This window comes from Marinobacter goseongensis (assembly GCF_023156235.1).
Lineage (GTDB): Bacteria > Pseudomonadota > Gammaproteobacteria > Pseudomonadales > Oleiphilaceae > Marinobacter > Marinobacter goseongensis.
This window is the reverse complement of record NZ_JAKZAI010000008.1, coordinates 87,649-100,127: the sequence shown is the minus strand read 5'-3', so window position 1 is coordinate 100,127 and position 12,479 is coordinate 87,649. Positions and strand designations below refer to the sequence as shown.

Sequence of the window (12,479 nt, the reverse complement as noted above, 5' to 3'; positions counted from 1 at the left end):
ATTTCAACTAGTTACCTTCCAGTTCCACCAGACGGTAACGCACCAGTTCCGGATCAGCGTCGATCTCGGCCTGCCGGTAAGGGAAGCGGATCCATTGCTTGCCGGAATAGGCCTCGGTCATGTCGCTGAAATAGGGCGAGGCCGGGTCAGTGGACTGGGAATAGGTTACAAACCCTTCCGCCAGTGGCTGGCCGGCCTCGTCCCAGGTCACGGTTTGAATGTAGCTGTTGCCGTAGTTCACGTTGTACTGGCCATCGCTGAGGTCGTTCGGCCGCGAGCTGGCAATGGTAAAGGCGCCCTCGAAGCCTTCGCCGCCGAAAATCGGAATGGCGGTGTCGTGCAGGCCGGATACCTGTAGCGTGCCCATAGCGGCGGTCATTGCCATGGGTGAATCCTGGATGGCCTTAACGCCGTCCGCGAAAGCGGTCTGGATCAATGGGCTGAAGACGTTCAACATTGCCGGCGTGTTGACCGGATCGGCAGGATCAAAGGGTGTCAGCCATTTGATCGGGGATTCCACCGGCAACGGGTCTACATTCCGCCAGAACTCGCGCCAGATGTGCCCGCCGACAGACCCCAGGTTATGGGTGCCGTCCCAGCTTTGCAATACGGTGCAGGCTTCGGAGATGTCTACCGGCTGGCCATCGCTGCCCAACAACGTGCCGAGGGGGCAATAGGCGTTCAGGACGTTCTCGCGGGCCAGCTGTTCAGACAGCAGCGAGCTGTCAAGCACCATGTCCTGCAGGTTGGCCATATCAAAACCGGTACTGCCCGGTCGTCCATCGGAGCCATCGAGGCGCTGGATCACCTGCTCCATGCACTTGCGGGTGCGCAGGGACCGGGGGGTTTCCTCGTCACCGATAATGGCCGCAAAGCCAGTCAGTGGTTCTGCGGGATTGGTAACCCAGTAACTGTCATTGCAGTTATGCACCCAGTCATCCCGCTGCAGCGATGGCAGGTTGGCGGGCCCGAACACGCCTTCTGCCGGTGCATCGGGGTCATTGTCCCACTGGCAATCGGCACGGGCGCCGTCCAGCAGCGGCAGGCCCGGAGCCAGCAGGTCAAACACCGGCGACAGTAACGTGGTACAGGCCTGCACCTTGCTGTCGGGCACATTGGGCACCACCGTCAGGTCACCGTAATACGCCGGCTTGCCGGGCCCGGTGGCGACGGTATTGACCCATGGCGTCCCGAGCACACTGCCGTGGAGTTCCACGAATTCCTCGAAACTGTCTGCCTGATTCCAGCGGAAAAACTGGTTCAGTAACCGGTCATTCTCGGCATTGGCATCCCGCAGAGTGTAAGCCTTGAGATTGGACCAGTTCAGTATCGGCACACCGGCCGCCTCAAAGGTCAGCAGGGGGCCATAACGGGAACGGTACAGGGTGCGGGTGACCTCGCTCAACTCCCCGGTATCGTCCATCGCCTGCACGGTGATGTCCGAGGCCTCCATATCCACGAATTCGCCTTCGTAAAGGTACTGGGTGGGGTCGGCGGGATTCAGCGTCAACTCGTAGAAACTGAAACGGTAGGCCGCTGAGACCGTGTGGCTCCAGGCAAAATGCTCGTTAAAACCGATCAGCACCGCCGGCAGGCCATAGAGCGCCGCTCCCATAATCTCGGTATCGTCCCCGACCTTGAGATGCGCCAGATACAGGCGCTCGGTGGCCTCCCATGGAAAATGGGGGTTGCCGAACAGCAGGGATTCACCACTGCGACTGGCACCGGCCGACAACCCGTACATGTTGCTGCCGATGGGCAGCTCGGTGTCAAAAGGGAACGGCAGGGCCCCGCCATCCTCAATGCCGAGGTCAGCCAGCGCATCCAGAATGGCGTCAGCCGACAGCTCCGGTACGTCGGTCGCGGGCGGCTGCGCCGTGGCAATGCCTTCCACGAACACCGATGACGACGCCAGCACCGCGAGGCGGAGATAGCGACGGTACATGTCATCTTCCTCAATGGGCATCAGCCACGGCTCATTCCGGCAGGCCTCATGGCGACCGGGATGTTGGCCCTTGCGAAGTTCCTGCAGATAGCGATTGAAACCGGCCACATAGCCCCGGGAGGCCTCGCCCACCTCGGGGTCGCTGCCAGTTTTCAGGGGCTGGATGGCGTCGTCCGTCGCCGTTGCCCGCCAGAAGAAGTCAGCATTCAGGTTAGTGGTGGTGGCGCCATTGGAGGGTATCTGGTAGTTACCCCCGGCCCCAAGAAAGCGGGCCCGCAATCCGCGGATGGTCAGGGTATCTTCCGCCAGCAGGCACAGGTTGTCTTCGGCCTGGGCATAGCCGTAGGCGTACCCCATACTGCCGAAATCATCGGCTTCAATGTGGGGAATGCCGAAGGCGGTACGCTTGAGGGTTGCCTTGAAGACTTGCTCATTGCCGCCAACCACCGGCGCCGGGGCATCGGAGCCGTCGCTGCCACTGCTGCTCAGACAGCCGGCAAGCAGGACTGCAGACACGGCAATCCCGCCCAGTTTCAGTTTATTGTTCATGGCTTCATCCGTCGTTGTTATTGTTGGTTACAAAGCTGACGCCCTGTCACTTACAAACGGCCAGCGGATGAAAAGGGTTCCCTGCCGGGATGAAATTTATGCCTTGAGCTGGGCGGCAGTCACGTAATTGTCTTGAAGATTCGTTAGACTGAAAGACCATGACACGCGGTCGGCCAATGAAGCACCTGTTTCTCGTTCGCCATGCCAAATCCAGCTGGGCTGATGATCGTCTCAGTGATCGGGAGCGCCCGCTCAACCACCGGGGGGAGAGTCAGCTCGCCCCCCTCGGCAAGGCACTGACCGCTGCCGGTGCCTTCGAGGCAGAGGTCTATGCCAGCGACGCCTGCCGTGCACAGGCGACACTGTCCGGAATACTGCCAGCGGGGTTTCCGGCGGACGCGCACCATGTGCGAAGTGAGCTGTACACCTTTGATTACCGGCGACTGCTGGCCTGGTTACAGCGCAAGGGTGACACGCCGCGAATCACGCTGATCGGCCACAACCCCGCCCTGCTGGAGCTGGCCCAATGGCTCCTGCCGCAACCGCCGGCCCAGCTGCCTACCGGCAGTTTCATCCACATCCGTCTGCCCATCGAACGCTGGCGCCAGCTTGATGAAGGCTGCGGCACGCTTGTGGCGTTGCTGACACCGGCGGATTTCAGCTACCCCCTCTTCGCCCGCAAACTGAAAAAACGTGCCCACAACTCGGCAGCCGACCCAGTAACGGGTATCCCGGCCGCGTTGCATCACCAGATCGAGCGCCTGCAGAAACTGGAACGAGGTGTGGTGCTGGGGCTCGATGACGAGTTTCTTCACCAGTACCGCATTGCCATTCGCCGCAGCCGGGCGATCGCCGAGTCGGTACAGGAATTGACCGGAGACAAATCACTGGCAAAAGCCGTCAAAACACTGCGGCGCCATGCCAGGGCCACCGGGCCACTACGAGATCTGCACGTCTTGCTGCAGGACCTGCCCGCCCTTTGCGTTGACAACCACGAACTGCTCGAGGCTCTCCAGCACGCCCTCGAGACCGAGCAGACCAGCAAACACGGGAAATTGTCAGCACGCCTTGTCAGCAAGCGCTACCGGGACAGCATGGACCACTGGCTCAACCTGATTGACTCCCGCGCATTCCGGAAGCAGGTGGCAACACTTCGCCCCGCAGACATCCGAAAAGCGGTGGCGCGTCGTATCAAAGGATTCAACAAACGCACCGCCCGCCTTGACGACGACGCGCCGGATGAGGACATTCACCGGTTGCGCAAACAGCTCAAGCGACTTCGCTATCTGATGGAACTGGATACAAAGCGCTGGAAAAGCGACCTCAAGTCGCTCAGGGCACGGCAACAGTTGTATGGGCGCTTTCAGGATCTGCACGTTCAGATCGAACTTCTGCTGAGCATCCGGGAAGCGGCACCCGAACACCTCATCGCGGCGTTCAGCGCGGTTATCGACACGCTGGAAGCTCGCAAGGCGGACACCCGCCACCAGATTCTGGCCCTTGGAGGACTCGATGGAGCCCCGCTATGACACCCTGTTCTATGACGGACAATGCCCGCTCTGCGCCAGGGAAATCGCAACCCTCAGAAAACTGCAAAAAGGTCAGCTGATTTTTGCCGACATCCATCAGCAAACCGCTCTGGACTCCCTCCCCGAGAAGGAGCTGCTGCTGCGCAGATTGCACCTGATGACGTGGACCGGCGAATGGGTAACCGGGCTGCACGCAAACGTGCGAGCCTGGTCACACACACCGGTGGGCTTCGTGTTCAAACCCTTGCTGTGGCCCGGTATCTTCCACGTCGCGCGCAAAGTTTACGAACGCTGGGCTGATCGTCGCTACGACCGTAAATACGCCTGCACGGTCTGCAGTGCAGGCGAGCCGGGCTGAGCCGCGAGCGGAACGAACTAGAGACAGCAGACCTTGAATTTGAGGCCACTACCGCAGGGGCACGGGTCGTTACGGCCCGGTTTCAACGGCCCTTCGCGGGTATCGCCCCGCAGGTAACACCAGTATCCGTTCTCCCGGACGAACTCCGAGGCTTCTTCAAGACAGCCCCAGCCGCTCCCCGCGCGGTAAACCGCCCGGAAGTGAACCGTGCCGGCGTCACCGGTGTGACTACTGCCAAGCACCCGCAATGAGACCCAGTCCGGTGTGTCATCCAGTGTCAGAGTGTCCGGCCGGGTACTGTGGTGCCAGGTGGCGCGCAGGTAGTCAGCCAGCCCCAGCACGAAGGCGGTATAGCGGGAGCGCATCAACGCTTCTGGCGAGGTCGCCGCCTGCCCCCGATGCAAGGGCCGGCAACATTGCTGATAGAGTGTTTTGCTGCCACACGGGCAATCAGTCTGTGCGGAATGTTCTGTCATCTGCGCCTTGGGGTTCGGTCAGTTCCGGAAGCGCCCAGTGTACCAGCATCACCACCGGGCTATCCCGCCCACAGCCGCATACGAAAGCGGCTCTTTCGCCACAGCCACGCCAGCCAGAGCGCGTGCAGGTTGATGAGCAAGGCCAGAATCCATTCAAATGCATCGTCCCTGCGGCTGTAGAACTCGGGCATCACGCCATTGAGCATCACCGACAGGATGCCCACCGCCAGGGTGAACTGGCACAGATTCAACAGGCGGTTCCCGGGGTGCCTCCATAATGGATGACTGCGCAGCCCCGCGCTGATCAGTAACTGGCAGATAAACGTGAATGAAAAGTACAGCACCACTCCGATCCGGCGCGTGAGGTTGAAACCGTCTCCGGCGTGGCCCAGCGCCAGCGTGTATACACCCAGGGCAAGACCGGCGATCAACCCCAGCCAGGGCACCCACAGCACACCCCATGTGTGCACGCCCAGTTGCCGCAACCAGCGGCCGTTCAGCCACCAGAACACTATGCCCAGCGCCGCGGCCGGCAGCATGGTGCCTTTGAAAATGAAGTAGGAGGTACCCTCGCGCCCCGTGCGGCTGATGCTCGTGCAGCTATCCCAGTAGGGCATGCAGAACGACACATGCCCCTCCAGCACCGACACGGCAAACGTGGCATGAATGGTCAGCAATGGGATCAGACCGGCGACCAGCGCCAGGCCCCAGAGTGACACCGATGAACTCTTCCCCGTCATACCCTCTGACCCCGGACAGTGTTCCGGCAAAACAGACGTTTTTGCCTGTTCATGAAACTTATTGGGATTTTGCCCGTATAATAGAACTGACCCTGATCGTAGTCATAATTTTCAGGGTTATCTACACTCCGGCTCATTAAGACATTAACCAAGGACGCTTAGCAGATCCTTCGACAGGTCTGCGCCTGACAAACGGTCGATAATGCCTTTACCACGCCTGCTACCCTGCCTGCTCCTGCTGTTCTTGCCGCTCTCACTGGCCATCGCCCATGATATCACTCCAAAGCCCGACAACATTGGCTTTTACTACGGTGATGAGGCTCCGATCGGCGCGCTCTACGCCTACGACTGGCTGGTCCTGCAGCAGGATCAGGTATCCGATGCGCGACTGGAACTGCTCGCCCAGGGCGACACCCTGCCCCTGGCCTATTTCAGTATCGGGGAAATGGCACGAAGCCACCGTCTGTATTCCGAGATTAGCCCGTCATGGAAAGTCGGGAAAAACACTGCCTGGAAGAGCACCGTTCTCGATCTGCGAAACCCTGATGTGCGCCAGTTCCTGATCGACAACATCGTGGCACCGGCAATGGCGCGGGGTTTCCGGGGTGTATTTCTCGACACCATGGACAGCCACCTCCTTGCAGAGGCGGGCCGCGCGGATCCTGAAGCGTTCGTCGCTGGGCAGGAAACCCTCATTCGCGCCATCAAGGCCCGCTTCCCCAGCGCCCGGGTCGTTCTCAATCGCGGGTTTCATCTGCAGGGCGCCATGGACGACCTGGTGGATGGTGTTGCTTTCGAGTCCTACCGCGAGGGCTACGATCCCGGCCGCCGGCAGTACTACAGCGTATCCGATCAGGACCGCCAGTGGCTGGATACGCAGCTCGCCTATTGGCGCGAGACACGACCGGACATCCCGTTGATTGCCATCGACTATGTGAAGGATGGGACGCGCGCGGCGGCGTTAGCGGACAAACTGCGCGACGATGGCCTGGTGCCTGTTGTCAGCAACCCGGAACTGACGCGCCTGAGCCCGACCCGGCCCGCCGTGCAACCGAGACACGTGCTGGTGATTCACGATCTACCTGCGAGCCGAATGGATCAGAGCGGCGCACACCGGCGCCTGGGCATCGTTCTCGAGCGCATGGGCCTGGTCCCTCATTATCGATCGAGCCGCGAGACGGTACCGGACGAGCCCACCAACGACCGATACCTGGGGGTCGTTCTGTGGTGGGAGAGCGCTGGCACCAAAAGCGCCGTTTGCGGCTGGTTGAAGGGCGTGCAACAGCGAGGACTGCCCGTTGTGTCCCTGGGCCTGCTGCCGGCCGAAACGTCCTGCCGTCAACTGCTGGGCGCCAACACCCTGGCCCTGCCGGCCACCCCACTCACGTTCTCGGAGCGGGCGCCCTCTGTCGCCACCTATGAGGGTCGGCGCCTGCCGCAGGCACCGACTTCCGCACTCCCGGTGCTTGACGGCGGCCAAAGCTGGTTTACCGCCACCGACACCCGCGGCCGCGAGTTCCACCCGGTGTACACCTTCTCCGGCGGTGGCGTGGCCCTGGCACCGTTTCTGTTCGAACAGGGCCCGGATGACGAGGCCTACTGGCTCTTCGATCCCTTTGCCTTCCTGAGTGAGGCGCTCGGCAACCCCGGCATCCCCGCCATCGACAGCACCACGGAGGCCGGGCGGCGCATTCTGACCGCCCACATCGACGGTGACGGCCTGGTTTCCCGTGGTGAATTCACCGGCAGCCCGCTGAGCGCGGCGGTGATCACCGACAAGATACTGCAACGGTTCACCATTCCTCATACCGTTTCAGTCATTGAAGGGGAAACCTCACCCAACGGCCTCTATCCGGGCGTCAGTGACGAGGCGGAATCCAACGCCCGCGCCATGTTGCGCCTCGACAATGTCGAGGTGGCCTCACACTCCTACAGCCATCCGTTCTTCTGGCAGGCTCTGGAAGGTGGTCCGGCGCCCCGCCTGGAAAACACACTCTACGGCTACTTCATGAACATTCCCGACTATCAGGTGTCTCTGGACCGTGAGATTGCCGGCTCGGTGGACTACATCAACCGGGAGCTGGCCCCGGCCGACAAGCCGGTGTCGGTATTCCTGTGGACCGGCGATGCGCGGCCGGGCCCAAAAGCGCTGCGGAAGGTTCGTGAAGCGGGGCTGCTGAACGTCAACGGCGGCGACACCCACCCGCTGCCTTACGCATCCGAGCTGGCCGGTACCTGGCCCGATGCCAGACCGGTCGGTGACGAGCTGCAGATCTACGCACCGGTGATGAATGAAAACGTCTACACCAATCAGTGGACCGGGCCATACTATGGCTTTCGCTACGTGATCGACACCTTCCGCCTGCTGGAAGACCGCGGCCGTCTGAAGCCCATGGGGATCTACTATCACTTCTACTCGGGCACCAAGCCGGAAGCCCTGAATGCCCTGGAGGAAATCTACCGCTACGCCCTGGCGCAGCCCGTGACCCCTCTGTACCTGAGCGACTACGCCAGGCGGGTTCAGACCCAGTATTATTCGGTAATGCAGCAGGATTCACAGGGCGGATACCGCTGGCGTGGGCTGGGCGCTCCCAGCACCGTTCGCGTCGCCGCCGACCGGTTTCCCGATCTGGAGCACAGCCGCGGCGTGGCAGGCTTCCACGATGCAGCTGGCGTGCGTTTCGTTCACCTCACCGGCAAAGATCCCGTGCTTCACTTGAGCGACGCCCGCCCGGAGGGCCCATACCTGTCTAACGCCAACGCCGTCATTACCCACTGGCAGCGCAGTGGAAATACTGGCGGCTGGAAGCTGGAGCTCGGACTGCAGGGTCACCAGGCACTGGAGGTGGTTATTGCCAACGGTGGTAACTGCCGCGTCACGCAACCCGCCGGGGTCGCCGCCACCCGGAGCGGTAGCGACCTGCAACTGCGGCTGGCACGCTCCAGCGTGGCCAGGCTGACCATGGAGTGTCGCTGAGCATGGCGCAACGCAGAGAGGCCTTTTTCAGCCTGCCGGCACTTCTGCTGATGGCCGCGCTGATGGGAGCTGCGCTCTATCTCCTGTTTCCACGACAGGCGATATTTGAGGACATCAACTACCTGAGCAATCCGGACGGCCTCTCCATAGCCTACCTGGAGGTGCTGCTGCGATCGGATCAGGACAACCTATCACTGCGTATCAATCTGGGCACCATGCTTGCCCGATCCGGCCAGCCCCGCAAAGCGCAACAGACACTGGCGCCGCTGATGGAGCGAAAGTCCATTCCCTCTCTGGCGTTCGAGACTTACACCGGGCTTATCGCCCAGCAAGTGTTTGCCGAGCCTCCGGGACCTGAGCGGGAAGCGGTTCGTCAGCGCCTGTTTGAAACCTATCAGAAACTGTCGCTGCAAAACTACGACATCGACCGGATGTTAAACCTTCTGAGACCGGCCAACGATTGGCTGACCGGCGATCAGTACCTCGCCATCCTGTCTTCGCTTCGCGATGTCGCGGATACAAAGACGTCCCGTATCGCCATCGCGCGCGAGGTTGCCCGCAGGCAAGAGGCAACGGGCGACCCCGCTCTGGCCGTCATAACCTTGCGGGAGGTGTTGCCAGAGGTATCGGAACCCCTGCGAGCGCCCATCGTCTCGGAACTGATTCGCCTTGAACTGGCGGCGGGCAACGCCACCGGTGCTCTCGATCTGTTCCGGCAGGCGTTCGCGTCGCCGCCAATGACGAGCGGAGAACTCGCCCGGGGTATGGAGCTTGCCCGGCTGGCCGGTGACGACCGGCAGTACCGTCGCTGGCTGCTGCAGCGAGCGCGGCAGGAGCCAACCGACATAGAGACCCAGCGTTCGCTGTTGCAATTGCAGCTGGGCGAGGGCGAGCTGGTGGCTGCGCTGGGCACCGTGCGCCGTTTGCAAGCCATCGACGGACAGCTGAGCCGCACGGACCGGGAACAGATGGCCCGGGTACTGGAGTGGAACAATCGCCCCGCGGAAGCCCTGAGTGCCTGGCAATCCATCTACAACCGGTATGGCTCCGCCGAGGCCTTCCGACGCATCAGAGCCCTCGCCAGCAGCCTGTTCCGCTGGGATGTTCTGGCATCGGTTCTGGCCAGTGAGGCGGCGGCGAACCGGCTGCGACCGGATGATTACAGCCTGCTGTCCGACGCTTTGATCAACATTGGCGACTTCGAGGGCGCACAACGGCGCCTGGCGGAGGGGCTGGAACGACATCCTGATGCCTCGAGCCTCCGGGCGCGGAAGTTGACCCTGCTGATCAACAGCCGCCGCTTCCCGGAAGCCATCGAATTGCTCGAACGCTCTGAATCACTGACCGATGCGGAGCGGCTGCAACTGGCCAACCTGTACTGGCGCATCCGGGAACCGGACACTGCGCTGGCGCAACTGAATTTTGAGTCAGAGGATCCGGACATCGCGGCGGAAGCCGCCGCCATGCGACTGGATCTCGCTGTGTTGCTGGGGCGCACCGATGTGCTGCGCCAGGAATACCGACAAGCCGTGGCACGCGACCCGATTCCGCAAGATGCCTTCGCACAGGAACGGCTGCTCAGCCTGGCCGTCCTGTTTGGCGAATACGACCACGCCATCGCACTGAGTAATGCCCGGTTCCAGGCCACCGGAGAGCCACGCTACCTGGCTGCCCGCGCGGAATACCACCTCATTCTGGAGGAATACGACGAACTGGAGGCCACGCTCTGGCAATGGCGAAAAGCCGACCCGGACGTCACGAACACACCGCGTTACTGGACGCTGACAGCCTCGCTGACGCAACAGCGGGGAGATGCCGGGGCCACCGCCGCGGCTTTCCGCCGAGCCTCGGCGCTGGCTCCGGAGAACAACGACATCCTCACCGGCTGGGCATGGTTCCTGATCAGCCATCCGGAACGCCAGCCCGGCGAACTGCCCCTCCTGCTGCAGCGACTGGCGGACTCTCCGGGGGCCAACACCTATCCGGTTCTGGCCTATGGCTACAGCGCGTTGGGTGAACATGAGCACGCCCTGTACTGGTTCCGCGAGGGCCTGCCGCTGTTCGAGAACGACGACAACTGGCTGGTGTCCATGACTTCCGCCCTCGACCAGACCGGTGCCCACGGCACCGCCAGCGACCTTCGCCAGCAGGTTGCCGAACGTATGTCGTCAACCAGCGGCTCCAGCGACAGCAACAGTCGTCTGGCCGTGTATCGTGGCGAGCACCTCGATCGCCTGGCCTGGCAGGAAATCGCCCGCTATCAGACTGCCAGCAGTTCACTGGATGTCAACGAGGGCGACTACCGCCAGGCGCTGGCCCAACTGGCCATTGAGCAAAACAGCAGTCTGGCTGCCGAGAGCCTGCTGCGCGGTGATGAGACCGCCCGGCTGTATCCCGATCCCGCACCCCTGGTCAACAACGACAACCGGGCCCTGCAACTGGGCTATACCCGTCAGAACCTGGGCAATTTTACGGTCGGCGGACACGAACTCACCGGCCAGTTCAGCCACGACCGCTTCCGCTGGCTGTTCTCCACCAGGCAGCTTGAGGCCAGCGGGCGCGGGCGCCTGAACCAGCGCCCCGACAGCCACAACGAGAGCAGGCTGGAGCTGGAGAGCAATCACAGCAACTTGCGGCTGTGGCTCAGTGCCGGGCAACTGGGCCGGTTCGACCAGACCGATACCACCGCAGGCCTCGAAGTGGGCGGCCCGGTTACCGACCGGATCAGCCTCACTGCCGGTTATCGCCTCAGCGAGCGCACACCGGACACTGCGGAGGCCTGGTGGCTGACATCCCGTGACCGGAGTTACCTGGCGCTGAGCTATACGCCGTTCTCGCGGCTGACGCTGAGCGCGCAAGCCGAGCAGTTCGACATCAACGAGCTGAACGGCCGCACCCTCGCAACAGGCACCGGACTGGACCTTAACGCCACGTATACCCTGTTTCGTCGTGATCCGGACTGGACCGTTTCCGCCAGCTACCGGAATCAGGAATCTGATATCAGCGGGTCGTTTTCCCCGGAAACCGCGGCCGCATTGGCGCAACCGCTCGGGGTGCCGCTGACGCCCGAGGATCTGATTTCCCGGGAATACGAACGTCTGGGCGTCAGCACACGCTGGAGCCACGGCGAGCCACACGCGCTGTTCCGCAGCACGCCGTCACCACGACTGTTCCTGGGTCTCGGCACCGGTTTTGTGCTATCCACCTCAACCCCGGATTTCAATCTGGAAGCCGGCCTTGGGTGGCGCGTACTGGGCGACGACGAACTGGCTCTGTCCGGGCGCTGGTCGTCCGAAAACCTGGATGGTAATGCCCGCACCGATGTGAAACTCACGTACACACTGTATTTTGGTCATTAAAGGAGACCCCCATGATCAAGCATCAATTAACCCTGTGGCTCATGCTGACCCTGTTGGCCGGCTGTTCCGTCATCCAGAGCCAGGACGGCGAGCCGATACCCGACGACAACCAGTTTGCCGTGGTGCCACTGAACAACCTGTCACAGACGCCCCAGGCCGGCGACCAGGCCGCCAGCATCCTGTCCGCTATCCTGCGGGCCAATGGCGCTGAACAGGTCAGTCTTTACCTGCCGGACGGTCAGAATCCGCTGGTTTATGAAAGCCGGCAACGGCAGCGGGAAGCGACAGACGAAGCGGCGCGAGACGGTGCCGACTTCATCCTGACCGGTACCGTGGACGAATGGCGCTATAAAAGCGGGCTCGACGGTGAGCCGGCGGTCGGCATCACCCTCGAAGTGCGCCGGGTACAAGATAATACCCTGGTCTGGTCCGGCACTTCCGCCCGCACCGGCTGGGGGCGCGAAAGCCTGAGCGTGGCCGGCCATAAAGTGCTGCAAAAGCTGGTGAACGCCATGCCACTTGTTTCCGGAAACAGGTAACCCGTAC

At 62.1% G+C, this 12,479-nt stretch carries 8 protein-coding genes; 5 read left to right on the top strand and 3 right to left on the bottom strand.

Features of this window, described 5'->3' with window-relative positions; all coding sequences use genetic code 11:
• Positions 1-7: 7 nt before the first annotated feature.
• Entirely contained in the window at positions 8-2,494 is a 2,487-nt protein-coding gene (locus MLC70_RS09125; protein WP_248183254.1) for a penicillin acylase family protein, read from the bottom strand.
• Positions 2,495-2,670: 176 nt separating this feature from the next.
• Between MLC70_RS09125 and MLC70_RS09120 the strand changes: the two genes are divergently transcribed.
• Positions 2,671-4,023, top strand: a complete 1,353-nt coding sequence (locus MLC70_RS09120) for a CHAD domain-containing protein (RefSeq protein ID WP_248183253.1) — start codon at positions 2,671-2,673, stop codon at positions 4,021-4,023.
• Positions 4,007-4,381, top strand: a complete 375-nt coding sequence (locus tag MLC70_RS09115) for a thiol-disulfide oxidoreductase DCC family protein (protein ID WP_248183252.1) — start codon at positions 4,007-4,009, stop codon at positions 4,379-4,381. The genes MLC70_RS09120 and MLC70_RS09115 overlap by 17 nt, the downstream gene beginning before the upstream one ends.
• A 17-nt stretch (positions 4,382-4,398) precedes the next feature.
• Here MLC70_RS09115 and MLC70_RS09110 read toward each other — a convergent pair whose 3' ends face one another.
• Together MLC70_RS09110 and MLC70_RS09105 are read right to left on the bottom strand one after the other, a co-directional pair.
• The gene (locus tag MLC70_RS09110) at positions 4,399-4,857 is read right to left on the bottom strand and encodes a YchJ family protein (protein ID WP_282448395.1); all 459 of its coding nucleotides are present in this window, start codon (positions 4,855-4,857) and stop codon (positions 4,399-4,401) included.
• 59 nt (positions 4,858-4,916) lie between these two features.
• Positions 4,917-5,597: a Frag1/DRAM/Sfk1 family protein gene (locus MLC70_RS09105; RefSeq protein WP_248183246.1), complete on the bottom strand. Its 681-nt coding sequence runs from the start codon at positions 5,595-5,597 to the stop codon at positions 4,917-4,919.
• A gap of 202 nt (positions 5,598-5,799) precedes the next feature.
• Between MLC70_RS09105 and MLC70_RS09100 the strand changes: the two genes are divergently transcribed.
• Genes MLC70_RS09100 through MLC70_RS09090 form a run of 3 tightly spaced genes read left to right on the top strand, consistent with a single transcriptional unit; the run spans position 5,800 to position 12,472 of the window.
• On the top strand, positions 5,800-8,574 hold the full coding sequence (locus MLC70_RS09100; RefSeq protein WP_248183243.1) for a bifunctional glycoside hydrolase/polysaccharide deacetylase family protein: 2,775 nt from the start codon (positions 5,800-5,802) through the stop codon (positions 8,572-8,574).
• Positions 8,575-8,576: 2 nt separating this feature from the next.
• Complete coding sequence (locus MLC70_RS09095) at positions 8,577-11,933, top strand: tetratricopeptide repeat protein (RefSeq protein WP_248183241.1); 3,357 nt, start codon at positions 8,577-8,579, stop codon at positions 11,931-11,933.
• Between the two features lie 11 nt (positions 11,934-11,944).
• The gene (locus MLC70_RS09090; RefSeq protein ID WP_248183239.1) at positions 11,945-12,472 is read left to right on the top strand and encodes a hypothetical protein; all 528 of its coding nucleotides are present in this window, start codon (positions 11,945-11,947) and stop codon (positions 12,470-12,472) included.
• Positions 12,473-12,479 lie beyond the last annotated feature (7 nt).

Bases quoted from the DNA above. Each gene is read 5' to 3' on its own strand.
- MLC70_RS09095 (WP_248183241.1), top strand. From the start codon at position 8,577: ATGGCGCAACGCAGAGAGGCCTTTTTCAGCCTGCCGGCACTTCTGCTG.
- MLC70_RS09110 (WP_282448395.1), bottom strand. From the start codon at position 4,857: ATGACAGAACATTCCGCACAGACTGATTGCCCGTGTGGCAGCAAAACA.
- MLC70_RS09100 (WP_248183243.1), top strand. From the start codon at position 5,800: ATGCCTTTACCACGCCTGCTACCCTGCCTGCTCCTGCTGTTCTTGCCG.
- MLC70_RS09120 (WP_248183253.1), top strand. From the start codon at position 2,671: ATGAAGCACCTGTTTCTCGTTCGCCATGCCAAATCCAGCTGGGCTGAT.
- MLC70_RS09090 (WP_248183239.1), top strand. From the start codon at position 11,945: ATGATCAAGCATCAATTAACCCTGTGGCTCATGCTGACCCTGTTGGCC.
- MLC70_RS09115 (WP_248183252.1), top strand. From the start codon at position 4,007: ATGGAGCCCCGCTATGACACCCTGTTCTATGACGGACAATGCCCGCTC.
- MLC70_RS09105 (WP_248183246.1), bottom strand. From the start codon at position 5,597: ATGACGGGGAAGAGTTCATCGGTGTCACTCTGGGGCCTGGCGCTGGTC.
- MLC70_RS09125 (WP_248183254.1), bottom strand. From the start codon at position 2,494: ATGAACAATAAACTGAAACTGGGCGGGATTGCCGTGTCTGCAGTCCTG.